We start from the raw sequence: 24,289 nt of genomic DNA, 5'->3' as shown, positions 1-24,289 counted from the left end.
CGGCCGCCACGGCCGCCACGGCCGCCACGGCGCCCCCCGCCCCGCCTCCCTCTCCGCGCAGCGCCTGCAGCGCCTCCTCGCGGCTCTGGCAGACCACCGCCCGCCGGAATGCGAACGGCTCTCGCCCCACGTGGAGCGTGTAGGCCACGTCCGCGAGGTCCCCCGCGTCTTCCCCCTCCAGGTGCCCGGCGAGCCGCTGCGCCACCTGCGTCAGTGCGCCCTCGGACCTCGCCGAGAGCGTGAGGAGCTGGAAGGCCTGGGCCGGCTCGGAGGGGGGCACCACGGGCGCCTCTTCCACGATCACATGCGCGTTGGTGCCACCGATCCCGAACGCGCTCACCCCGGCCCGCCGCGGGCCCCCGTCTGTGCGCCACGCTTCGAGCGCGGTGTTCACGTAAAACGGGCTGTTCGCCAGGTCGATCTGCGGGTTCGGCGCCTGGAATGCCGGCGAGGGCGGCACCATCCGGTGCTTCAGCATCAGCACCGCCTTGATCAGGCCTCCCACGCCCGCCGCGGCGTCCATGTGGCCGAGGTTGTTCTTGAGCGCGCCGAGGGTGCACACCCGCTTCGCGTCAGTCTCGGCGCGGAACACCCGGGTCAACGCCGCCACCTCGATGGGATCGCCGAGGGGCGTCGCCGTCCCGTGCGCCTCCACGTGCGAGATCGACACGGCCCCCACCCCGGCCACGGCCAGCGCCTCGCCGATCGCCCGCGCCTGCCCCTCCACGCTGGGCGCCGTGTAGCCCACCTTGCTGGCCCCGTCGTTGTTGATCGCCGAGCCCCGCAGCACCGCCAGGATGGGATCCCGGTCGGCGATGGCCGCGTCCAGACGCTTCAGGACCACCACCCCCACGCCGTTGCCGCCCACGGTACCCCGCGCCCGCGCATCGAAGGCGCAGGCCCGCCCGTCGGGCGAGAAGATCATGTCCTTCTGGTAGAGGTAGCCCGAGATCTGCGGCACGCGGATCGACGCCCCCCCCGCCAGCGCGATGTCGCACTCGCTCTCCAGGAGCGCCTGGCAGGCCAGGTGCACCGCCACCAGCGAGGTGGAGCACGCAGTCTGCACGTTCACGCTCGGGCCGCGCAGGTCGAGCTTGTAGGAGACCCGCGTCGCCAGGAAGTCCTTCTCGTTGTGCAGGAAGAGGTGAAACGCGCCGTGCTTGCGCAGAAGCTCCGCGTTCGGCAGGAGGTTGTGGAGCAGGTACGCGCTCGTCGACACCCCCGCGAACACGCCGACCGCGCCGCGCTGCGCCCGCGCCCCGTAGCCGGCGACCTCCAGCGCCTCCTCCGCGCACTCCAGAAAGAGGCGCTGCTGCGGATCGAGCAGCTCGGCCTCGCGCGGCGTGAAGCCGAAGAACCCGGCGTCGAACGAGGCGACATCGTCGAGGACGCGGTTCAGGGGGACGTAGTCCGGGTTGTCCACGAGCGCCGGCTCGTGCCCCGCGGCGAGCAGCTCCTCCCTGGAGAAGCGGGTGATCGCCTCGTGGCCCGCGCACAGGTTGCGCCACAGCGCCTCCGGACTCCCGGCGCCGGGCACCCGGCAGGCCATGCCGAGGATGGCGATCCCGTTCGCCGGCACCTTGTCGTCCTCAAGGTCGTCCATGTCCGCCGCTCCCTCGCCCACGGCTCACTCCCGGCTCCCGCGCCGTGCTTGTCGGCGCTGCTCGCGCGCGGCGAGGCGCTGGCGCTTGATCTCCTCGGCCGACGCTCCTCCCGTCGCCGCCGCGGGCTTCTCGGCCGGGCGCGCCCCTGCCTGCGCCGGTCCCACCGGCCGGGTGCGCAGGTGCTGCGCCAGCAAACTCACCGTCGGGTGCTCGAACAGCTCGACGATATCCAGCGTCTCCGCGCGGCTCTCCTGCAGCTTATTGAGGACGATCATCAGCAGCAGCGAGTGGCCGCCCAGATCGAAAAAGTTGTCGTTCACGCCCACCTCGGGGATCTGCAGCACTTCCCTCCAGATCCCTGCGATCTCGCGCTCCAGCGCCGTCTGCGGCGCGACCACCTTCCGCGCCCCCGCGCGCGCCTCGGGATCGGGCAGCGCGCGCCGGTCGATCTTGCCCGCCGCCGTCACCGGCAGCTCGGGAAGCTCCACGAACACCGCGGGCACCATGTAGTCCGGCAGCTTCTGGCGCAGGAACACGCGCAGCTCCTGGGAAAGCTCCTCGCCCAGCCGCTCGCCCCGCGCGCCGCTCCCCGCCGGCGCCGCTCCTCCGGCGCCTGCTGCTCCCGAGGCCCCTCCGCGCGCGCGCAGCTCCTCCTGCGTGAAGAGACGCTCGTAGAAGGGCGTCGCCTTGTAGCGCGGCTCGAACTGCGGCGACGCATGCGAGAAGGGCACCTCGCTCCCGTCCCCACGCACGAGCTTCCCGCGCAGCACGAAATCCGGGTGCAGCCCGTCGCGGCTCGTCACCCGCGTGCAGACCGCGCGGACCACGTCCCCGGGGGCGACCTCGACCGGCGGATCGAACGCGGGCAGGAACACCGGCAGGTGGCTGTGCTCCCCCTCCAGGACGTCGAGCGTCACGCCTGAGGTGAAGGTGACCCGTGATCCCAGCAGGAACCCGTCGAGCCTTCCTGTCGCCTCGATGCGGAGCACGATCTCGTGCTCCTCGTTCAGCGGGACCGGCCCCGAGAAGTCGAGATCCTCGAACACCTCCGCGCCCGACAGCACGTTCTGCCGCGGGAGCTTGCTCACGCACACCCGCAGATCGAAGGGCTGGCCCACGTGCTCGAAGATCTTCTTCGCGTAGTGCCGCCCCACCTCGCTGAAGTGGGGCGCCGCGCGGACCTCGTCCGGCAGCGAGGCCGCCACGATGCGCGTCGTGGTCCGCTCCGGGAGCATCACGCCCCCCGGACGGAGCAGGTGGCGCGCGCCGTTGAGGATCACCGCCGCCCCCTCGGCGCCCGCGATGGACCCGAAGATGGCCGAGACGCACACATCCGCGGGCTCCGGCAGGGTTACCGTGCGCGCGTCGCCGCAGATCAGCGTCACCACCTCCCCGAGCCCGGCGCGCTCCACGTGCTCCCGGGCGGAGCGGTGAGCCTCCGGATCCAGCTCGATGGAGTACACCTTCCGCGCCCCGGCCTGCGCGCAGAGGAGGGTGAGCGGCGCCTGGGGCCCGGTCCCGACCTCCGCCACCACCCGCCCCTTGACCACCTTCTCGATGGCGGCCCGGTACTGCCCCATCCGGCGCTCGTCCGCGATCATCGCGTGGTAGAGCAGGTCGTCCAGGATGGGGAACTCGAAGGTCGAGGGCCACAGCTCGGTCGCCGACGCGGACGACGCGGACGACGCGAACGACGTCGCTGCCCCAGGGTTGCGGGACACGTAGGCGACGAGCTGCTTGCCAGCGCCCCCCATCTCCCGTGCCACGACCACGCTGTCCCGCACCGTGGGGTGCTCGCTCAGCACCGCGCGCACCTCCTCCGGCTCGACGCGGAACCCGCGCAGCTTGAGCTGCTCGTCCCGGCGCCCGAGGAAGTCGATGCGCCCATCGGCGCGGAAGCGCGCCAGATCCCCGCTGCGGTACAGGCGCCCCTCCCCGAAGGGGTTCTCCACGAACTTCTCCGCCGTCAGCTCCGGCTGGTTCAGGTAGCCCAGCGCCACCCCGATCCCGCCGATGCACAGCTCCCCCGGAGTCCCCACCGGCACCGGCGCGAGCCGGCCGTCGAGGATGGTCACCTGCGCCCCCGGCATCGGCGTGCCGATGTGCAGCACCGGCTCCGCCGTGTCCTCCGCGGTCACCTCTGCGATGGTGGCGCAGACCGTGGTCTCGGTCGGCCCGTACGCATTGCAGAACCGGCGCCCGCGCCCCCAGCGCGCCGCGACCGCCGGCGGGCACGCCTCGCCCGCGGCGATGATTGTCGCGAGCGCCGGCAGCTCGGCATCCGGCAGGACCGCGAGCAGGGACGGTGGCAGCGTCACGTGGGTGATTGCCTGCACCCGCAGCACCTCCAGGAGATCTGCGCCTGACAGGGCCCCCCCGCGCTCGGCCAGGTGGAGCGCCGCGCCGCTGCACAGCGCCATCAGCACCTCGGAGATGGAGGCATCGAAGCTCGTCGACGCGAACTGGAGCACCCGACTCTGCGCGCCCACCCCGAAGGCCCGGATCTGCGCCGCCGCCAGGTTCGGCAGCCCCCGATGCGGCACGAGCACCCCGCGCGGCCTCCCCGTGGTCCCCGAGGTGTAGATCACGTAGGCCGGATCCTCCGCCGCCGCCGCGCGTTCGAGGTTCTCCGCGGAGAGCCCCGCGAACACCCCCGCCTCCGCGTCGAGCAGCACCGTCCGCGCCGTGTCCGCCGGCAGGCTCGCCGCGAGCCCCACGTGCGTCAGCACGAGCTGCGGCGCGGCGTCCTCAAGCATGTACCGCAGCCGCTCCTCCGGGTACGCAGGATCCAGCGGCAGGTACACCCCGCCCGCCTTGAGGATGCCCAGGAAGGCCACCACGAAGTCCGCCGACCGCGGCAGGCACACACCGACACGCGCGCCCCGGCCGACCCCGAGCGCGCGCAGGTGCCGCGCGAGCTGGTTGGCCCGCGCGTTCAGCGTCCCGTAGGTCAGCACCGAGAGCGCCCCGTCCCCGCCGCCCTGGCTCCCCGACCACGCCACGGCCGTCGCCTCCGGAGTGCGCGCCGCCTGCGCCTCGATGACCTCGTGCGCGAGGCGCGCGCCGATCCCCTCCAGCAGCGCCTCCGGCAGCGCCTCCTTGGCGCGGCCGAAGCTGCCCACGATCTGCGCCCGCTCCTCCGCCGAGAGCGGCGAGAACGCGAGGCAGCTCTCCCCGGGCGCCTTCGCCATCGCCGCGAGCGTGCGCTGGTAGTGCGCCGCGATCTGCGCCACCTGCCCCGCGGGGATCTCCGCCGTGTCGTGGACCAGGTTCACCGTGAGGTCCCCGGTCAGCGGATCGAGGTAGAAGATCACGGCGAGCGTGTAGTTGTGCCGCTCGAACACCTTCACGCCGACCAGCTCCGCCGCCCCGGTGGACGCCGCCGCCGCGAGCGCGTGGAAGTGCACGAAGTTGAACCCCGTCTCGAACACCCGCTCGCCGCCGGAGAGCTTCTGGATCTCCGAGAGCGGCAGCCTGCGGAACGGCAGGAGCCCGCACTCCGCGTCGAACGCCTGCCGCGCCAGGGTCACCCAGGACACGTCGGTGATCGGCAGCCGGAACGGCACCGTGTTCAGGAACAGGCCGAGGACCCGCTCACCGCCCTCCTCCTCCAGGCGCCCGTTCGTCACCAGGCCGGTCTGGCTGTCGTCCTGGTTGGCGAGCCCCGCGAGGACGCGCATGTGCGCCGCGAGCAGCGCGCTCTTGATCGGCACCCCCGCGGCACGCGCGAGGTCCCGGAGGCCCTCGGTGATCTCCCTGGGGACTGCCGCAGTGCATATCCCGTCCGACGCTGCGCCCTTCGCCGCGCCTTCTCCGACGCCCTCTCCGACGCCCTCTCCGCTGCCCTTCCCCGCCCCCTCGCCGGCACCTGGCCAGCGCGGCAGCTTCAGGAACGTCATCTCCCCGAGCCGCTCCTGCCAGTACTGCCGGTCTGCGCCGCGCCGCACCGTCTCCCGCTCGCACGCCACGAAGTCCCGGTAGGTGCGCGCCGGCACGCCCGTGACCTGGACCTGCCGCCCCTCGCGCCGCGCGGCGTACCGCTGCAAAAGCTCCGTCAGGAACAGGGCGTTGCTCCAGCCATCGAAGATCGCGTGGTGGAACGAGACCGACAGGTCGAAGTCCGAGGCGCTCCGGCGGTGGATCCGCACCCGCAGGAGCGGGGGCCGCTCCAGGTCGAAGCCCCGCCGCTTCTCGGCCTCGAACCAGGCGGCGATCGCGCGGTCCTGCGCCTCGGGCGAGAGCGCCGAGAGGTCCTCCTCGTCCACGGGCGCGGGGGCCGTCCGGTGGACGAGCTGCAGCGGCTCCGAGTAGCCCGTGAGCGCGATCCCGGTGCGGAGGATGGGGTGCTCGGCCATCATCTCCGCGAGCGCCTGCCCGAAGGCCTCCCCGAGCGCCCCCTCCGCGGACGCGGTGCGCAGGTGGTAGCTGAAGAGGTCGTGGTAGACGCCCTCGGTGGTGTTCAGGCTGCTGTGGAAGAACATCCCGAGCTGCAGCGCCGCGAGCGGATAGGCGTCCTCCACCCCCGCGGGCAGCCGGCTCCGGTCCTCCGGGGTCAGTAGATCGAAGGCCTCGGTCCGCGGCGCCGCCTGCGTGTCCCCGCCTGTGGCGCGGAGCAGCGCGTGGATGGTCCGGTGCTTGAAGAGCTGCTGCAAGGAGACGTCGAGCCCCGCCTTGCGCGCCCGCGACAGCAGCCGGATGCTCAGGATCGAGTCGCCCCCCAGATCGAAGAAGCTGTCGTGGATGCCGACCGGGCCGCGCCCCAGCACGTCGGCCCAGATCTCCGCGAGCAGCGCCTCCTGCGGGGTCTGGGGCGGCACGAACACGGCCCTTCCCGCCACGCCTGCGCCGTCTGCCCCGCCCCCCGCGGGCTCCGCGCCCTGCCGCGCGAGGAGCGCCCGCCTGTCGAGCTTCCCGTTCTCGCCGATCGGCAGCGCCTCCAGGATCTCGAAGGTCGCCGGCACCATGTGCTCCGGGAGCCGCGCCAGCAGGTGGGCGTGCATCTCCGCGGGCGCGGGCGCCTCCCCCGACGCGGACGAGGGCACCACGTACGCGACGAGGTAGCGGTGCCCGTCGGACCCATCGCGGGCCAGCACGGCAGAGGCGCGGACCCCCGGGTGCGTCGCGAGCGTCGCCTCGATCTCGCCAAGCTCGATGCGAAAGCCCCGGATCTTCACCTGGCTGTCGATGCGCCCGAGGTACTCGATCTCGCCGCCCGGCAGGCGCCGCGCCAGATCCCCGCTGCGGTAGAGCCGCGCCGCGTCTCCGGCGTCGTGCCCTTTCGCGCCGCCCTCCGCCCCCTTCTCCGTCGTGAGCGGCGTGAGAGCCTGCACCCTGGCGCGCGAGATGAACCGCTCCTCCGTCAGCTCCGGCCGGTCCAGATACCCCCGGCTCACGCCCGCGCCGCCCACGTACAGCTCCCCGGGCACCCCGAGCGGCGCGAGCTGCTGGTGCGGGTCGAGCACGTGCAACTCCAGGTCGGGGATGGGCTGACCGATCAGGCTCCGGGGCTCGCGCGCGTCCTCCGCCGTGAGCGGCCGGTACGTCACGTGGACCGTGGTCTCCGTGATCCCGTACATGTTCACGAGCCGCGGCTTCGCGTCGCCGTGCCGCGCGAACCAGGGCCGCAGCATCGTCGGGTCCAGCGCCTCGCCGCCGAAGATCACCCAGCGCAGCGAGAGCGCGCCCGTAGCCGAGCCAGCATCCGAGCCAGCGTCCGAGCCAGCGTCCGCGTGGATCAGGGTCCTGAATGCCGAAGGCGTCTGGTTCAGGACCGTGACGCCCTCCCGGCAGAGGAGCGCGTGGAAGGCCTCTGGGCTGCGGCTGTCGAGGTGCGGCACCACCACGAGCCGCCCGCCGTACAGCCAGGCCCCCCAGATCTCCCACACCGAGAAGTCGAAGGCGTACGAGTGGAACAGCGTCCACACGTCGTCCGGCCCGAAGTGGAACCACGCCTCCGTCGCGCTGAAGAGGCGCGCCACGTTCCCGTGGGTGACCTGCACGCCCTTGGGGCGCCCCGTCGACCCCGAGGTGTAGATCACGTACGCGAGATCGTCCGGCGTCACCGCGCGCACGGCAGCGCTCCCCACGTCCGCGCCCTCGTCTCCGGGTGCCTCCTGCGCGTGCGCGTCCATCTCCACGAAGACCCGCTGCACGTCCGCCGGCAGGAGCCCGGTCAGGGCTTCCTGGGTGAGCACCACGGAGACCCCCGCGTCGCCGGCCATGTACTGCAGCCGCTCCGCCGGATAGCCCGGGTCGAGCGGCACATAGGCCCCGCCTGCCTTGAGCACCGCGAGCAGCGCCACGCACAGCTCCAGTGAGCGCGGCAGGCACACCCCCACCCGCACCTCGGGCCCCACCCCGAGCCCCTGCATCCGTCGCGCGAGCGTCGCGGCGCGGGCGTCGAGCGCCCGGTAGCTCAGGGCCTCGCCTTGGAACGTCACCGCCGTCGCCTCCGGCCGCGCCGCGACCTGCGCCGCGAACAGCTCCGTGATCGTCGCGCGCGGGAAGGCCTTCACGGCCACGTTGCCGGCACGGAGGATCTCGGCGCGCTCCTCGTCCGGAAGCAGGGTGAGGTGCCCGAGCGGCGCGTCCAGCGCTTCCGGCGCCTCCGCCAGGCTCCGCAGCAAGCGCTGAAAATGCGCGGCCATGCGCTCGACGCTGGCCCGCGCGAAGAGGTCCGTGCTGAAGGAGAGCATCCCGCTGACGCCCGTCGGTACGGCGTGGAGCGACATCATCAGATCGAACTTCGCGGTCTCCGGCACCGCCCCATCCGGGGTGAGCCTCACCATGCTCATCCGCGTGTCCGCCCCCGCCAGCTCCGCGTCTTTCTGCACCGGCTGAAATACGAACGCCGTCTGGATCAGCGCGTGCGCCCCCACGGCGCCCGTCGTGCCGGTCAGCCTCACCACCTCGTCGTAGGGCAGCCGCTGGTGCGTGACCGCCTCCCTCACCCGCTCCCTGTGCGCGCGGAGGAGCCCTCGGAAGGTCGCGTCCTTGCCCGGCGCGCAGCGCAGCGCCACCGTGCCCGCGAAGTAGCCGATCGGCTCCCGCGCCTCCGCCTCCACGCGGTTGGCCACGAACGTTCCCAGGCAGAAATCCGCCTGGCCCGTGTAGCGGTGGAGGAGCGCCACCCAGGCGCTCATCAGCACCACGAACAGCGAGGAGCCCTCCGCCGCGCGCAGGCGCTCCAGCCCCTCCAGCACGTCCCGGGGGATCGCCACCTCCACCCGGTCACCGCGCGTGCTCCTCTCCGCTGGCGTCGGGAAATCCGCCGGCAGCTCCAGCGCCGGCACGCCCGTGAGCTGGGCCTTCCAGTAGGCCCGCGCCTCGTCTGCCGCCTCGGATGCGACCCAGTCGCGCTCCTGGCGCGCGAAATCCTGGTAGCGCATGCGCAGCGGTGCCGGCGCCTCGCCGACTCCCGTCGCGGCCGCATAGAACTGCGCGAGATCCTTCAACAGGATGGCCCCCGACACCCCGTCGAAGATCAGGTGATGCGTGCGAAGCAAGAGGATGTGCGCCGCCGCCGCCGTGCGCGCCAGGGTCGCCCGGAGGAGTGGTCGACCCGTGAGCGGCAGCGGCGCGCGCCGCTCCTCCTTCATCCAACGTGTGAGCACCGAGGCGGGCTCGCAGCCGTACGCCTCCTGCACGGTTCCCAGAGAGATCCTGAACTCCGGCAGCACACGCTGGAAGACCCGACCGTCCTCTTCGCCGAACACCGTCCGCAAGGGCTCGTGGCGGTCGATGCAGGCCTGGAGTGCCATGGTGAGTGCCGGTACGTCGAGCACCCCCTCGATCCTCACCCCGAAGAACACCTCGTACGCAGAGGCGCCCGGCGACTGCTGTTCGAGGAACCACAAGCGGAGCTGCGCGTGCGACAGCGCGACGATCTGCCCGTCTTCTTGGCCGCCATTCATGGGAATCGTCATCCTGTGGGTTGGGTCACGTGCAAGCGTGCGGCGCGGCTGGGGAGCATCGATCGGTGAACTCACGATCGTTCCGAGAATCGATCAACCGATCGATCCTCGGTCGAGCACCAGGGCGCTGGATCAGGTGCTCCATCCGCTCGACGAAGTTCGATCAGGTGATCGATCTTCGTCGAACGATCGATCACCTGATCGATCCTCGGTCGCGCAACCGATCGAGTGATCGATCGCCTGGCGGAAGCGGGGTGTTGAGCGCTGAACCGCAGCTTCGCGCGTCATTTCCCCTGCTAACCCAACCAAGAGCCCCTTGCAACCGACATGCGCGCCTCTCGGCGCTCGTTGGCACCCGACGCCTCGCACCGCTCGCGCAGTCCTCGATCCAGCAAGAACCTCTGGAGCAGTTGCTGCGGAGCCCTCAGGCTCTTGAAGTGCCTCTCCACCGCGCAGGGTCTCCTCCGGACACCCTTGCTCCGGTCACAACTACCATGGTAGTACTAATCAGGTAGTCGCCTCCTCCGCGGAGGCACAGCGAGGTGGCCATGCCGAAGACGACGCAGCTCGGAGACCTGCAGCTCGCGATCCTGCAGGTGCTCTGGGAGCTAGGTGAAGGGACGGTGACGGACGTGTACCAGGCGCTCCTCGCGGAGCGCGGACTCGCGCCGACGACGATCGCCACGATGCTCAAGAAGATGGACGAGAAGGGGGTCGTCGAGCACCACGCCGAGGGCCGGCGCTTCATCTACCGGCCCACCGTGACCCGCGAGCAGGTGCGCCGCAGCATGGTGGCTGACCTGACCGAGCGGCTCTTCGGTGGAGACCCGGCCGCGCTCGTGGCCCACCTCATCTCCCGCAACGAGATCCGCGCCGAGGAGCTGACCGCCCTCGAACGGCAGATCGCCGAGGCGCGGAGCACAGAGCCGAAGACTGCGGAGCCGAAGGCGCGCAAGAAGGAGGGCAAGCGATGAACACGATGCTGGGCTTCCTCTTCACCTACTGGATCCACAGCACGATCCTCCTCTCGCTCGCCTGGGCCCTCGACCGGGTGCTCGACCGGGTGCTCCGTGCACGGCCCGAGGTCCGCGAGCTTGCGTGGCGGGTCGCGCTGCTCGGGGGCCTGGTCACCGCGAGCGCGCAGATGCTCGCCTCAATCCAGCCCCTCGGCGGGAGCTGGGACGTGGCGGGTCCCGCGCCGGAGGCCGCCGCCCACGCGCCGCACGCCCCGCGCACAGCGGTCGCCGAGGTGTCTGCCCTGCCGCCGCGCGCTCCCGCCGTGACCGTGAGGGTCCCCGGCGCGCGCATCGCGATTGCGCCGCGCCACGACGCGACGGTGCTCTCGCCCGGCGGAACCGACCTCTCCCCAGTGGCCCTGCGGGGCCCCGCGGCTGCACCGATCCCGGCAGCGGTCTCCGCCTGGAGCTGGAGGGAGGTCGCGCTCGGCGTCTGGGTGCTCGGCGCGGCGCTGCTCACCTTCGGGCTGTGGCGCTCGTGGCGGACGCTCTCTCGTCGCCTCGCGGGGCGACGCCCTGTCACCGACCCCTCGATGCTGGAGACGCTCCTCGTGCTCGCCGCGCGCTCCCCTCGGGTGCACGAACCCGAGCTCAGCGTCACCGGCCGGGTGACGGTGCCCATGGCCTTCGGCATCCGCCGCCCCGAGATCTGCGTGCCCGCGCGCGCCATCTCCGACCTCTCGCAGGAGGCGCAGGAGGGCATGCTCGCCCACGAGCTTGGCCACCTCGTCCGGCGCGACCCGCTCTGGCGTCTCGTGGTGGGGTTGATCCAGCGGATTTTCTTCTTCCAGCCCCTCAACGGGCTCGCGGCCCGGAGGCTCGCGGACTGCGCGGAGCTGCTCGCCGACGACTGGGCGGCGCGGCGCACCTCGGAGCCGCTCTCGCTGGCCGAGTGCCTCACCCAGGTGGCGCGCTGGACCACCACCGAGGACATGGGCCTGCCCGTGGCGACCATGAGCGCCGGCGCGTCCGGCCTCGGCCAGCGGGTCCAGCGCCTCGTGCGCGGTGACGGCCTCGCCACGGAGCGCCGGCACCCCCTCTGGACCGGCTCTCTCGTGGGCACGGTGCTCGTCGCCCTCGCGCTGCTCGCGCCGAGCGCATGCGGCGGCAGGGCCGCCCAGGGGGCGCCCCCCTCCTCCCCGGACGGGCGTCGCGACGCCGCGCAGGATCTCGAAGACGCCGAGGAAGCACGGCGCGAAGCCGAGGAAGCGCGGCGCGAGGAAGAGGAGGCCAGGCGCGAGGCCGAGCGCGAGGCCCGCACCTGGGCGCGCGAGGTGCGGCGCGAGACCAAGGAGGCCGTCCGCGAGGCCAAGATCAGGGCCCGCGAAGCGCGTCGGATGGCCCAGCTTCACCGCGACGACAGCGACAGCGACAACGACAGCGACAACGACGACGACAACGACCGGGGTCCCCGGCGTGACCGGCGCACGCACACCCACCGGATCCAGGTGAACGCCCCGCCGGTCGACATCGACATCGACATCGACGAGAAGGAGATCCTCTCGGCCCTCGCCGGTGTCGTGCCCCCCGAGGCGATGCGCCACCTGCAGCGCGAGATCCACACCTCCCTGCAGGCCGACCTCGACGACGTCGCGGACGACGTGCACGAGGGCCTCGAACGTGCGCGCCACGAGATCGAGAAGGCCCTCGAGGAGGCGCGCGCCGCCGAGGAGGAGCACCGCCGCCACCCGGACGCCGCGCGCGCCCCCGGCATGGACGACGCCTCCCGCAAGGCCCTGGAGAAGGCGCTCGCCGACGTCGCCAGGGCCCACGAGACCGCCGAGAAGGCCCACCAGGCCGCCGACGAGGCCCGCCAGAAGGCCCTCGACGCTGCCGAGAAGTCCCTCGAAGCCGCCGAGAAGGCGCGGGACAAGGCCCGGGACGACGCTGCGAAGCTCCGGGACAAGGCCCGCGAGGCCGCCGAGAAGCAGCGGCAGAAGGCCCTCGCGGATGCCGAGAAGACCAGGCAGAAGCTCCTCGGTGACGCCGCGAAGGTCCGGGAAGAAGCCCGGAGGGCCGCCGAGAAGGCCAGGCAGAAGGCTCGCGAAGACGCCGCGAAACGCCCCTGAAGGCCCGCGAGGACCAGGCAAGACCCCTCCCCGCCTCTCCGCCTCACGCTTCCGTCAGGCCAACCTCGGCATCCCGGGTGGCCCACCTCACCCTCCACCCAGGCCGACGTCGCCCTCCGCGCAGGCTGACATCGGCATCGCGGCTGGCCCATGTCGCCCTCCACCCAAGCCGACATCCGCCTCCCGCCAGGCCGACATCAACCTACCGTCAGGCCGACATCCGCCTCCAGGCAGGTCCATGTCGACATCCCCGCAGCATCATATCGATCTCCACCCAGGCCGACATCCATCTCCCGCCAGGCTGACATCAGCCTCCACCCAGGCTGACATCAGCCTCCACCCAGGCCGACATCCGCCTCCAGGCAGGTCCATGTCGACATCCCCGTAGCCTCATCTCGACCTCCCGCCAGGCCGACATCGACCTCCACCCAGGCCCATCTCCCCCTCTGGGTAAGCCGACGTCGCCCTGCGGAGAGGCCGACGAGGAGACTCCGGAGCCTCCTCCAGGAGGATCCACCCCCTCCTCCAGGAAGAACCATCCCGGGGCCCCGCCGGCTGGCCCAGGTCTCTGGAGGCATGACGTTCCCCGGTGATCCCGGCACCCCGCCGCACGGCAGCAGCCCTTGCAATTGCGGCGGAGGTGGGGAGGAATCTCGCCCCATGAGGAAGATCGCCTGGCTTCTCGTCCCCGCCCTCGCCTCCAGCGCGGGCGTCGCCTTCGCGCAGGACGCCACCGTCGCCGGCCCTGCCACCGCGCCGCATCCCACGTTCCACAACATCTCCCTCTCCTGGGCGGTGAGCGGCGACGACAACGCGAACGGCGCCGTCCAGGTGCGCTACCGCGCGCAGGGCACCACGGACTTCCGCGACGGCCTGCCGCTCTTCCGCGTGCCCGCCGGCAGCAACCAGGGCTTCTCCTGGGCGAACCGCCACGCGGGGAGCCTCTTCGGGCTCGCGCCCGACACCACGTACGAGATCGAGCTGACCTTGACCGATCCCGATGGCGGCGGCGCGACCGAGACGCTGAGCGTGAAGACCCGCGCCATCCCCGTCTCGCCCCCTGACGGGCCGCAGATCGCCGTCACCCCCGCGTCGATCGGCGCAGCCCTCGCCGCCGCTGGACCTGGTGACACGCTCCTCCTCGGGGACGGCACCTACGGCGAGATCATCGTCCCCAGCGACGGCGCCGAGGGCCAGCCCCTCACCCTCCGCGCAGCCAACCCGGGGGGCGCCATCGTGGAAGGCGACGTGCGCATCGACGGCAGATCGCACGTGCTCGTCGAGGGCCTCACCGTGCACGGCAAGGTGAAGTTCAACGATGCCCACGCGATCGTGGTGCGCGGCTGCACCATCGACACCACGGAGGACGGCATCGTCGCGTACGGGAGCGGCGTCACCGACGCGGCCATCCTCGACAACACCATCACCGGCGCGACCCCCTGGAACGTCGCGGCCCTCGGCGTCAGCGGCGCCAACGTGGGCGAGGGCATCGTCCTCACCGGCCCCGGCAACGTCGTCGCGTTCAACCGCGTCCGCGGCTTCCGGGACTGCCTCTCGCTCCTCGAAGACGACGCCGCGGTGAACCAGGAGTCCATCGACTTCTACGGCAACGATCTCGACGTCTGCGCCGACGACGCCATCGAGGCCGACTTCGCCATGGGCAACGTGCGCGTCTACCAGAACCGCATCACCCGGAGCTTCATGGGCATCAGCGCCCAGCCGAGCCTCGGCGGGCCCACCTACTTCGTGCGCAACGTGATGTACGGGATCGTCTACCAGGCCTTCAAGCTGCAACGCAGCTCGGTCGGAGACGTGGGCCTGCACAACACGGTGATCAAGTCCGGCGACGCCTTCTCCGTGAACACCACCGACGTCTTCTCGCGCGCGCTCTTCCGCAACAACCTGTTCCTCGGCGGCCCAGGTGAGGTCTACGCGGGCTACGACAGCGGCGACGGCGCGGTGATGAACCTCCCCTCCGCGGACGCCACCTGCTCGTTCGACTACGACGGGTTCGGGGCCATCGGCGCGGGTGCCTTCGCGGGGCGCGTGGGCGGGACGACCTTCGAGAGCGTGGCCGAGATGCAGGCGCTGACCACCGAAGCGCACGGCATCCAGGTCGATCTCGAGGTGTTCGCCGCGGCGATCCCCTACCCCGCCAATCCCTTCGCCCTGCCGGAGACGCCCGCGTTCGCGCTCGCCGAGACCGGTGCGGCCATCGACAAGGGCACGCCGCTCCCCAACGTGAACGACGGCTTCGCGGGCACTGCCCCCGATCTCGGAGCGATCGAGGCTGGACACGCGGAGACGGTCTACGGGCCTGGCGGGGTCCTCGGCTCGGGCGGAGGCTCGGGAGGCGGCGGGGTCGGCGGCGCAGGCGCCGGCGGCAACGGGTCGGGCACGGGTGGCGGCGGAGAGGGAGGCGCGGGGGCCGGGAGCAACGGCGAGGACGCGGGCAGCGACGGCGGGTGCGGGTGCTCGGTGCCGCGGGGCGGTGAAGGGAGCGTCGGGGTCGCGCTGGCAGGCATGCTGACGCTCCTCGGCCTCGCGCGGCGGCGCAGGTCGTGACGCGCGCGGCGACGCAGGTCGTGCTCCACGGACAGCGGGGGTAGCGCGTCCAGTCTCAGCAGAGTGGTCCGCGCGCCCTTGACGGCTTTCTGGGCACCCTTACAGTACGGACCAGCCTGCACCCTCGGGTGCGGGAGAGCCGGCAACGGCCCTGTCTCTCCGCGGTGGAGCGGTTCCAGCGCGCAGGGGGGGAGCCAGTCAGGCGGAGAGAGAGAGGACAGCATGGGAACGCCCACGGATCCCGAGGTCGGAGATCGTCACATCGACGCGCGCGCGCTCGATTACCTGGTGGACCTCACCCCGCGCGAGCTACGGGGGCTGCGCAAGGAGCAGCCGGGCATCGAGGAGGTGCTGATGGAGCTCGTCGCCCACCAGACCGCGTGGGGCGGTAAGGGGGGCATCACCGAGGAGGAGTTCGTCGCCTTCACCACCATGAACGAGCGCATCGCGCAGCTCGACAGGTTTCTCGCGCCGCTCGCCAAGCTGGCGGAGATGGTGGCGGAGACGCGGCATCACCTCGCCGACAAGCGCGAGCGGCAGATCGCCATGATCGCGGCCTCCGTGGAGCGGCGGGGCAAGGAGCATCCGGAGGTGCTGGCGCGGTACGCGAAGACCCGGGCCTACCGCTCTGCCGCGGCGAAGAAGGGCTGGAAGACGCGGCGCAGGAACGCCGAGGCCGGGCAGCATGCAGGCCCGGACGCGGCTCAGGCCTCAGGGTCGAGCTGAGGCTTCTCCCCCGCGACGTTCATGCGGTGCATCAGCCGCTCCTGCGGGTAGTAGTCCGCCACGGCGAGGTGCTGGGTGCACCGGTTGTCCCAGATGACGAGGTCGCCCTTCGTCCACCGGTGGCGGTAGATGAACTCACTCGTCTCGATGTGCCGGTAGAGCAGGTCGAGGATCGCCCGGCTCTCGGACCTGCTCAGCCCCTCGATGTGCGTCACGTAAGGCGCCGACAGGTAGAGCGCCCTGCGCCGGGTCTCCGGGTGGGTCCTCACCAGGGGGTGCACGACGGGCTCGCGGTGCCTGAAGCTCTCGACCGGATCGATGCCGCTCTTCCTGAGCGAGCGCTGCAGGTTCGCGTAATCCGCGCCGAACGCTTTCCTCACATCGTGGACCGCAGAGAGCCCGGTGAGCAGCGCCTGCATCGGTCTGGAGAGCGCCTCGTACGCCAGGTACATGTTCGAGAAGAGCGTGTCGCCGCCCAGGTCCGTCACAATCTTTGCGTGGAGGATGGTGGCGCGCGGTGGCTCCGGCCAGCCGCTGTTGTCGGTGTGCCACTCATTGAGCCCGGGCGGCTTCTGCGCATTGTTGTGGAGGGCCATGCACTCCGGGTGCCCCGCCACCGTGAAGGGCAAGAGGTGCTCGTGGACGAGCAGCTCTCCGAACCTGCGCCCGAACGCCTTTTGCTGGTCGATGGTGATCTCCTGAGCCGGGAAGATCAGCACGCTGTGCTGCGCGAAGGCGGCTTTGATGCGCGCCCAGGTCTCCTCCGTGATCTCCCGGGAGAGGTCGACGCCGTGGACCCTGGCGCCCAGGGCCAGGCTGACCGGCTCGATGCGAACTGCGGCTTCCATGGTGCTCCTCCTACGCGAGTGCGGTGGTAGCGCTGCTGCGCTGGGTGGTGGCGGATCCGAGGATGGCGAGCAGCGTGGTCGGGTCGATGACGCCGCCGCTGACCACGCAGCAAGGGCTCTTCCAGCCGTACTCGGGCGCGTACTGGAGCGCCGCTGCCAGCGCCGCGGCGCCCGCGCCCTCGGACAGCATCTTGTCGAAGAAGGCCAGGCGCGACAGGGCGTCGGCCACCTCCTCCGGGGTCACCGTGAGGATGCCCGAGAGCACGTCCTTGACGCGGTGGAACTGGGAGGGAATGACGAAGCTCGCGCCGATGCCGTCGATGAAAGAGCGCGTGTAGTCGACCTCCACCGGCTTGCCCCGCCGGACGGAGGCCGAGAGCGGCGCGCCCGTCGAGACCTCCACCGCGTAGATCTGCACGCTGGCGTGCGCGTGCCGCAGCAGCGAGGCGATGCTGTACGCCAGGTTGCCGCCGCCGAAGGGGACGAGGATGCAATCGACCGAGGGGAGGTCTTCGAGAATCTCCAGGGCAATGGTGGCGTTGCCGAGGCTCACGTAATCGTCGTGCTCGGGCGAGATGAAGAAACCGGGGAGCCCTGGGTAGCAGTCCGAGACCATGGTCTCGCGCCATTGCTCGTAAGGGACGAGGATGACCCTGGCGCGCGGGTTGTGGTGGGTGATGCGCTCCAGCTTGAAGGGAGGCATGGTGTCGGGGGCGATCACCGTGACCTCCAGCGAGAGCCGCGCGGCGGCGTACGCGAGCCCCTGCGCGAAGTTGCCGGAGCTGCACGTCACCACGCCGTGCTCCTTCATGTGCTCCCACGCCTCGGGGTGGAAGCGCCGGTAGTGGAGGACGGCGCTGAGGGCGCCCCGGAGCTTGAACGAGTCAGTGACCTGCAGGTTCTCGCACTTCAGGTAGATGTCGCCCCCGTGGCTCGGTCCGAGGGCGATCTTCGAGCGGAGGAGCGGTGTTCGCCAGATCGAGGCGCCGATGAGCTGGCGGGCCCGGGCGGCGTTGTCCAGCGAGAGTTCGTGGGGGCCTTCATGCGTGGTTTCCATCATCATCATCCAGTGGTTCAGGCGGGTGCCGGAGTCCTCGCGCCCCGGCGACGAGCGCTGTTCTTCAGCGCGGCAGATCGAGGATTCCGTACGAGAAGTCACGACGCAGTCCGAGGGCCGTGGCGATCGCGATGCTGGCCACCTTGTCTGCGTCGCAGGTGACCACCATCCGCAACCCGAGGCGCGCGCCGTGCCTGGCGATCTGGGCGCCGAGGAGGACTGACAGGCCCTGGCGGCGGTGGTCCGGGTGCGTGAACACGCCGAGTTCGACCAGGTCGCCGCCCACCACGCCGTGCGCCTCGGCGGCGACCCTCCCCTCGTGGAGCAAGGCGAACCCGAAATGGTGGCGCACGTAATGCGCCGGAGAGCCGTAGATGCCGAGGACCATGTCCTTCCACAGGATCGCGTCGAACAGGGCCTCATCGATCGCCGCGAGCCTGTACGGCCCGGGGATCTCCACGAGGAGGCGCTCCCCGTCTTGCGGGTGCGCGTGGCTGAACTGGAGGCGCTTCGCTGGCGCGAATCCATGATCGAACGCGTCGAACGCGTCGAACGCGCCGAATGCGTCGAACGCGCCGAACGCGTCAGACGCGCGTGGGTGCGCGGTCGGCGCGGCAGGGTAGATGAGCTTGACGGGGGGCCTTGCCGCGAGGAGCTGGAGCATCTCTCCGAGCGTGGCCTCGTCGACGTCGCCTGAAGCGAAGCAGAACGGCGCGCTGGTGGTGATCAGGCACGCCGTCGCAGCCTGCCCCTGGAACCGCGCCCACGCTTGCCCGGGGAGCTTGCCCTGGAGGACGGCGTGGACGAAGGCCAGGTTCGGGTAAGAGGGCCCGAACAGCGTGAGGAGCTGAGGGCGTTCCGAGGCCTCGACCGGGATCAGCATGGAGACCTGTGACTGTTCCTCGGCAACGTCGCGTGGACCGGCGATGGCCCTCTTCGGGTTCGCTGCGGGTGCGGTGACGACCCCGGGCGTTGCCCTGGTCGGGGTAGGCTCACCATATCCCCTTCGTGTCGCCGGGTGGGACCAGCAAGCGATGGGCCAGGCCGCGAAAATGGCGCGCCGCATCGTCGCCGCCGGGTGTCCGGCGGACGCGCGGACGATGTGCCTCTGCCAGCTTGCGCAGGAGTAGCGCAACTGGCGCGTCTTCTGCTCCCGGTGTCGTCCTTCGGCCACCCTCGCTCGGGCACGAAGGGTAGCGACCAACGGGAGCGTAAGGGGCGCGTCTTCTGCTTCCCGATGTCGTCCTTCAGCCACCCTCGCTCGGGCACGAAGGGTAGTGACCAACGGGAGCGTAGGGGCCGCTAGGCCCCTGATTCGCCGTACGCAGTACCAGTACTGAAGTGGAAGGCGGAGAGGCGCAGGCCCATGAAGGTGGCGTTGTAGGCGGTGGTGCCGCGGTCGCTGCCGGCGGCGCCGGCGACGACCATCAAGGGCAGGAGGTGCTCCTCGCGGGGGTGGACGAGGCGGGCCGCGGGGGCCTGGGACCACTCCGCGAGGCGGCGGTCGCGCGCCTCGGGGTCGAGGGTCACCGCGTCGCGCAGCCAGGCGTCGAAGGCCTCGGCGTGGGGGATGGCGCGCGGGTCCCGGAAGCCGCGCATGTTGTGGTAGGTCATGCCGCTGCCGATGATGAAGATGCCCTCGTCGCGCAGGGGGGCGAGGGCGCGGCCCATGGCGAGGTGCTCCTCGGGGTGGAGGCCCTTCTTGAGGGAGAGCTGCACCGTGGGCACGCTGGCCTCCGGGTAGGTCAGCTTGAGGGGGATGAAGGTGCCGTGGTCAAAGCCGCGCTCGGCGTTCTCGGCGGTCTGGAAGCCGGCGGCGCCGAGCAGCTCCCGGACGCGGGCGGCGAGGCGGGGGTCGCCAGGGGCTGGCCAGGTGAGCGTGTACGAGTCCGGCGGGAAGCCGTAGTAGTCGTAGTACAGGGGCGGGCGCGTGGCGGTCATCACCGTGGGCACGGGCTCCTCCCAGTGTGCAGAGATGACGAGCACGGCCTTCGGGGGGGTCTTCGGCAGGGAGACCACGGAGCGGAGATAGCCGGCGAGGCTGTCGACCTCGGCGCGGTCGAGGCCCATCTCCACGAAGGGCCAGGGGCCGCCGCCGTGAGGGACGAAGGCAACGGGGAGGCGGCCGGGGGTCGCGGGCCTGGGGCTGGAGCCGTTGGCCCCGGCCTGGGCAGGCTCGCCGTCCAGGCTCTGGAGGGTGACCAGGGTGGCCGCGCCGGCGAGGCCAGCGACGAGGGCGCGGCGGCGGGTGAGGCCTTCTTCGGGTTCGGGGCTCATGGCGCGTTCTCCTTGGGGTGACCCGGAGAGCATGGGGCTGGCACGGGCGGTGCGGTAGATATCTCGGATGGTCCAGTCTGTTGCGCGGCGCGCACCAATCGATCTGAACCTCCTGCCCATGTTCCTGGCGGTGGCGGAGGCGTCGAGCTTCGCGGCGGCGGCGGCGCGGCTCGGGCTGCGTCGGTCGTCGGTGAGCCGGGGCATCGCCGCCATCGAACGGGCGCTCGGGGTGCAGCTCTTCAGCCGGACCACGCGCCAGGTGGCGCTGACCACGGCGGGAGCGGCGCTCTACGCGCGGCTCGCCCCGCAGCTCTCGGCGATCGGGGACGCGCTCGGGGCGCTGCCCGAGCAGGGGGAGATGCCGTCCGGGGAGCTGCGCCTGACGGCGGCGAGCGACGTGGGGGCGGTGCTCCTGCCGCGCATCCTCGCGGGGTTCGCGGGGCGCTACCCGGCGGTGCAGGTGGACGTCCGGCTGACGAACCGGATGGTGGACCTCGTGGAGGAGGGCTTCGACGTGGCGCTGCGGGCGTCGGGGAAGCGGCTCTCCAGCTCGTCGCTGGTGGCGCGGATGGTGAGCAAGCTGGAGATGCAGCTCTTCGGAGCGCCGACGTACCTCGCGCGCGCGGGGACGCCGAAGACGGCGGGGGACACGGCCGAGCACCAGTGGGTGTCGCACCGGGGCGGGAAGTTGCCAGCGCCACTGCCGTCGCCACGGCGGAAGCCGCAGATCATCGGTGACGACATCCTGTTCGTGTACGAGGCGGTGAAGGCGGGGCTCGGGCTCGGGGTGCTGCCCACCTTCCTGGCGCGGGAGGACGTGGCCGCGGGGAAGCTGGTGCATGTGCTGCCGCGGGTGTCGGTACCCTCGGGCGCGCTGTACGTGGTGCACCCGCCAGCGCAGCACGTCCCCCGGAAGGTGACGGTATTCCGGGAGTACCTGGTGGAGCATTTTGCGACGCTCCTCCTCGCGGGCTGATCGGGGTGGTCTGGGCAGGAAACGCGCACTTCATGGCCGCGCGCGCCGGTCGCGCGGTCCATGCCGCGAGAGTGGCGTGGTGCCGAGCACCTCTGAAGGGCTTGGTTTGGGCTGCAAAGTGATGTTCGCAGGGCCGAAGGAGGTTCCGGTAAGCGCTTCACGATGTTAGGTTGCCCCTTCGTTTCAGGCATCGCGCGCGTGATGCGGTCACCGCACCTCACCGCGCGTCGTGGCCTGGATGGCGCCCCGCTTCGGCGACGCCCCGCTTTGGAGACGCCCCGCTTTGGAAGGATGGCCATGAGCGACCTCATCACGATCACGTCGAGCGTGCTCCCGGCGACGACCCGCGTCGTCGCGTTCCGGGGGGTGGAAGCGATCTCGCGTCCCTACCAGTTCGACATCTCCTTCGTGCTCAGGAACGACGAGGGAGACGCGATGGACCTCGCCGACGCGATGGGGGCGAAGGCGACGCTGACCATCGATCGCACCACGGACGCGCTGCCGCCGTTCGTGTTCTCGGGGATCCTGGCCAGCGTGGAGCTGCTCCACGAGGCCGAGGGGCAGTCGCTCTTCCGGGCGGTGCTGGTGCCGAAGCTCTGGCTGCTCAGCCTCTCCCGGCACAGCCGCATCTTCACGAAGCAGCGGGTCCCCGAGGTGATCGAGGCCATCCTCGAAGACAACGGGCTGAGCGGCAGCGACTACGAGCTGCGCCTCGACACGTACGAGGTCGAGGAGCACATCTGCCAGTACAGGGAGAGCGATCTCGACTTCATCTCGCGGTGGATGGAGCGCGAGGGCATCTTCTACTTCTTCGAGCACGGACCCGACGGCGAGAAGCTCATCCTCTGCGACGAGAGGACCTACGAGCAGGACGTGATCGGCAAGGCGGTCCGCTACTACCCGCAGGTGGGGCAGGACCGGAGCGCGGGGCCCTCGTTCCGCTCGTTCACCTACCGGCACGCCACGCTGCCCTCCATGGTGAAGCTCCGGGACCACGACTACGCCCGGCCGAACCTCAACGTGGCGGGATCCGCGCGGGTCTCGGCGGAGGGGGTGGGTGAGGTGAGCCTCTACGGGGAGCGCTTCTTCACGCCCTCGGCGGGCGACAAGCTGGCGAAGATGCGCGCCGAGGAGATGCTGGCGCAGCAGGTGCTCTTCCAGGCGGGGGGGACGCGCTTCCACCTCCGCTCGGGGTACGTCTTCGAGCTGGAGGAGCACCCGCGCGCGCCGCTCAACGCGAGCTACCTGACCATCGAGGCGCGGCACCACGGCAACCAGGCGGTGGGCATGTCGAGCTTCCGCGAGCTGCTCGGCATCGAGCACGAGGACGTCTACTTCGTGGAGCTGACGGCCATCCCGGCGAAGACGCAGTTCCGCGCGCCCTCGCGGACGGCCTGGCCGCGCATCTACGGCTACGAGAACGGCGTCGTCGATGGGGCGGCCGAGAGCGAGTACGCGCAGATCGACGACCAGGGGCGCTACAACATCAAGTTCCGGTTCGACGAGAGCTCGCTGAAGAGCGGCAAGGCGTCGACCTACGTGCGGATGATGCAGCCGCACGGCGGCGGCATCGAGGGGTTCCACTTCCCGCTGCGCAAGGGCACCGAGGTGGTCCTGAGCTTCCTCGGGGGCGACCCGGATCGGCCGGTGATCTCCGGGGTGGTGCCGAACGCGCTCACGCCGAGCCCGGTGACCAGCGGCAACTTCACGAAGAACGTGCTCCAGACCGGGGGCCGGAACCGGCTCGAGATCGAGGACCGCGCCGGGCAGCAGCGGATCACCCTGTCGACGCCCTACTCGAACACCCATTTGCGCATGGGCTCACCGAACGCCGAGCACGAGATGATCGTGAAGACGGACGACAACACCCTGCTCGACGCCGGCAAGAACTTCGACCTCCGGGTGGGGCAGAACGGCGGCGGGTCGTGGGACGCCAAGATCAAGGACAACTGGGTGACCCACGTCGAGAGTGGGAAGCACGAGCTGTTCGTGGACTCGGGCACCTCGGCGACCACGGTGCTGAAGGACACCTCGCTCCACGTGATCGAGGGCAACCTGACCACCGACGTCGACGCGGGGAAGATGACCACCAACGTCAAGGGTGACACCACGACGACGGTCAGCACCGGCAACTTCAAGACCCAGGTCCAGACCGGCGACTACACGGCGCTCATCGACTCCGGCAACACGCTCATCGACACGGTGAGCGGAACCACGGACATCAAGAGCAAGGGCAAGCTGACCATCGAGACCCAGGACCAGTGCGAGGTCAAGGTCAAGTCGAACATGATGCTCACCGTGGACGGCAACGTGAGCAAGGAGGTCAAGGGCTCCGAGACCCTGCAGACCTACGGGCCGTTCAAGAAGCTTTTCGTGTCGAACAACGTCAACGTGACGAGCGGCTTCAAGTCGGACACCTTCCTCGGCCTCTCGAACACCAATGCTTTCGGCGCGTCCGTGGGCCTCTTCGTGGGCGGCAAGGCGACCCTGGAGCTCTCCGGGGCGTTCACGGCGACGTACGCGGCGAAGCTCGACATCACCGGGGGCGTGGCGCTCGCGTTCAAGTACGGGGCGTCGCTCACCATCAACGCGGCGGTCGAGGTGACGGTGAGGCCGACCTCCATCGAGACGGGCGCGGCGAAGATCAGCCAGCTCCCCACCCGCCTCGCGATGAGCGCGCTGCGCTACCACCTCTCGGGCGTCCACGTCCTGAGCTGAGAGCCGGAGCCCCGATGTCGGAGAAGCTCGCCGTCGGAATGTCCGTCGCCATTCCGGCCATCGTCATCCTGATCGTGGCGGGGTGCATCTTCTGGTTCCTGATCAAGCCCTCGTGGGACATGCGCCGGCTGCAGGCACGGGCCGACGCGGGCGATCCGCAGGCGCAGGCGCAGCTCGCGCGCGCGAACAGCATGCTGGACGCGATGCGCCGGGCGACGGGCGCGGAGGACCCTGAGCGCGCGCGGCTCCTGCAATCGGGGCGGGCGGCGAGGGCCGTGATCGTGGACGTGCGCCCCCTCGGCATCCAGGTGAAGGCCGGGCCCTTGCCCATGCAGCTCATGGAGGTCGAGCTCGACGTGGAGGGGGGAACGCGGGTCACGGTGCGCGATCCGGTGAACCAGGCGAACCTCGGCCGGCTCCTCAAAGGCGCGACGGTGCCCGTGCGCGTGGACCCCATGGATCCGAAGCGCCTCGTGGTCCTGTGGGACACCCTGTGAGGTGCCCCGAAGCGGCGCGGGGG

At 71.1% G+C, this 24,289-nt stretch carries 13 protein-coding genes; 7 read left to right on the top strand and 6 right to left on the bottom strand.

All coding sequences use genetic code 11. The features are described 5' to 3' along the window. Positions 1–1,603 (bottom strand): type I polyketide synthase (locus CAP_RS16845; RefSeq protein WP_044241807.1); only part of this gene is annotated, 1,603 nt, incomplete at its 3' end. 24 nt (positions 1,604–1,627) lie between these two features. Next, positions 1,628–9,517 carry a non-ribosomal peptide synthetase gene (locus CAP_RS56090; RefSeq protein ID WP_052375410.1) on the bottom strand — a complete coding sequence of 2,630 codons (7,890 nt, stop codon included), beginning with the start codon at positions 9,515–9,517 and terminating at the stop codon, positions 1,628–1,630. A 548-nt stretch (positions 9,518–10,065) separates the two neighbouring features. On the opposite strand from CAP_RS56090, the gene CAP_RS16835 reads away from it, so the two are divergent. The 4 genes from CAP_RS16835 (at position 10,066) to CAP_RS16815 (ending at position 15,893) form a co-directional block, all read left to right on the top strand. Next, complete coding sequence (locus CAP_RS16835) at positions 10,066–10,491, top strand: BlaI/MecI/CopY family transcriptional regulator (RefSeq protein ID WP_044241736.1); 426 nt, start codon at positions 10,066–10,068, stop codon at positions 10,489–10,491. Next, a complete protein-coding gene (locus CAP_RS16830) occupies positions 10,488–12,602 on the top strand; it encodes a M56 family metallopeptidase (RefSeq protein ID WP_044241735.1) in 2,115 nt (704 codons plus the stop codon). The genes CAP_RS16835 and CAP_RS16830 overlap by 4 nt, the downstream gene beginning before the upstream one ends. 660 nt (positions 12,603–13,262) lie before the next feature. After that, a complete protein-coding gene (locus CAP_RS16825) occupies positions 13,263–15,167 on the top strand; it encodes a chondroitinase-B domain-containing protein (protein WP_052375409.1) in 1,905 nt (634 codons plus the stop codon). A gap of 222 nt (positions 15,168–15,389) precedes the next feature. Next, positions 15,390–15,893, top strand: coding sequence for a hypothetical protein (locus CAP_RS16815; RefSeq protein WP_044241734.1), 504 nt, complete (start codon positions 15,390–15,392; stop codon positions 15,891–15,893). On the opposite strand, the gene CAP_RS16810 is transcribed toward CAP_RS16815, so the two are convergent. From CAP_RS16810 to CAP_RS16790, 4 genes are all read right to left on the bottom strand, one after another. Further along, complete coding sequence (locus CAP_RS16810) at positions 15,872–16,741, bottom strand: TauD/TfdA dioxygenase family protein (protein ID WP_044241733.1); 870 nt, start codon at positions 16,739–16,741, stop codon at positions 15,872–15,874. The two genes, CAP_RS16815 and CAP_RS16810, sit on opposite strands and share 22 nt — an antisense overlap. 10 nt (positions 16,742–16,751) lie before the next feature. Then, complete coding sequence (locus CAP_RS16805; RefSeq protein ID WP_197041209.1) at positions 16,752–17,798, bottom strand: threonine ammonia-lyase; 1,047 nt, start codon at positions 17,796–17,798, stop codon at positions 16,752–16,754. 64 nt (positions 17,799–17,862) lie between these two features. Further along, on the bottom strand, positions 17,863–18,681 hold the full coding sequence (locus tag CAP_RS16800; RefSeq protein ID WP_044241730.1) for a GNAT family N-acetyltransferase: 819 nt from the start codon (positions 18,679–18,681) through the stop codon (positions 17,863–17,865). Between the two features lie 419 nt (positions 18,682–19,100). Beyond that, entirely contained in the window at positions 19,101–20,075 is a 975-nt protein-coding gene (locus tag CAP_RS16790) for a DODA-type extradiol aromatic ring-opening family dioxygenase (RefSeq protein ID WP_081864965.1), read from the bottom strand. Between the two features lie 67 nt (positions 20,076–20,142). Here CAP_RS16790 and CAP_RS16785 point away from each other — a divergent pair, with 67 nt between their 5' ends. The 3 genes from CAP_RS16785 to CAP_RS16775 all read left to right on the top strand — a co-directional run bounded on the left by CAP_RS16785 (position 20,143) and on the right by CAP_RS16775 (position 24,266). Then, positions 20,143–21,051, top strand: a complete 909-nt coding sequence (locus tag CAP_RS16785; RefSeq protein WP_231511528.1) for a LysR family transcriptional regulator — start codon at positions 20,143–20,145, stop codon at positions 21,049–21,051. Positions 21,052–21,348: 297 nt separating this feature from the next. Further along, a complete protein-coding gene (locus CAP_RS16780) occupies positions 21,349–23,769 on the top strand; it encodes a type VI secretion system Vgr family protein (protein WP_044241726.1) in 2,421 nt (806 codons plus the stop codon). A 14-nt stretch (positions 23,770–23,783) separates the two neighbouring features. Continuing rightward, complete coding sequence (locus CAP_RS16775; protein WP_044241725.1) at positions 23,784–24,266, top strand: hypothetical protein; 483 nt, start codon at positions 23,784–23,786, stop codon at positions 24,264–24,266. The last annotated feature ends 23 nt before the right edge of the window (positions 24,267–24,289 follow it).

The organism is Chondromyces apiculatus DSM 436 (assembly GCF_000601485.1).
Classification (GTDB): Bacteria; Myxococcota_A; Polyangia; order Polyangiales; family Polyangiaceae; genus Chondromyces; species Chondromyces apiculatus.
The sequence above is the reverse complement of the archived record's forward strand: the minus strand, read 5'-3'. Positions and strand labels throughout refer to the sequence as shown.

What these genes read in the sequence shown, in the direction of transcription:
- CAP_RS16825 (WP_052375409.1), top strand. Translation starts at nt 13,263, where the DNA reads ATGAGGAAGATCGCCTGGCTTCTCGTCCCCGCCCTCGCCTCCAGCGCG.
- CAP_RS16830 (WP_044241735.1), top strand. Translation starts at nt 10,488, where the DNA reads ATGAACACGATGCTGGGCTTCCTCTTCACCTACTGGATCCACAGCACG.
- CAP_RS16835 (WP_044241736.1), top strand. Translation starts at nt 10,066, where the DNA reads ATGCCGAAGACGACGCAGCTCGGAGACCTGCAGCTCGCGATCCTGCAG.
- CAP_RS16800 (WP_044241730.1), bottom strand. Translation starts at nt 18,681, where the DNA reads ATGCTGATCCCGGTCGAGGCCTCGGAACGCCCTCAGCTCCTCACGCTG.
- CAP_RS16810 (WP_044241733.1), bottom strand. Translation starts at nt 16,741, where the DNA reads ATGGAAGCCGCAGTTCGCATCGAGCCGGTCAGCCTGGCCCTGGGCGCC.
- CAP_RS16785 (WP_231511528.1), top strand. Translation starts at nt 20,143, where the DNA reads ATGGTCCAGTCTGTTGCGCGGCGCGCACCAATCGATCTGAACCTCCTG.
- CAP_RS16775 (WP_044241725.1), top strand. Translation starts at nt 23,784, where the DNA reads ATGTCGGAGAAGCTCGCCGTCGGAATGTCCGTCGCCATTCCGGCCATC.
- CAP_RS16780 (WP_044241726.1), top strand. Translation starts at nt 21,349, where the DNA reads ATGAGCGACCTCATCACGATCACGTCGAGCGTGCTCCCGGCGACGACC.
- CAP_RS16790 (WP_081864965.1), bottom strand. Translation starts at nt 20,075, where the DNA reads ATGAGCCCCGAACCCGAAGAAGGCCTCACCCGCCGCCGCGCCCTCGTC.
- CAP_RS56090 (WP_052375410.1), bottom strand. Translation starts at nt 9,517, where the DNA reads ATGAATGGCGGCCAAGAAGACGGGCAGATCGTCGCGCTGTCGCACGCG.
- CAP_RS16805 (WP_197041209.1), bottom strand. Translation starts at nt 17,798, where the DNA reads ATGGAAACCACGCATGAAGGCCCCCACGAACTCTCGCTGGACAACGCC.
- CAP_RS16815 (WP_044241734.1), top strand. Translation starts at nt 15,390, where the DNA reads ATGGGAACGCCCACGGATCCCGAGGTCGGAGATCGTCACATCGACGCG.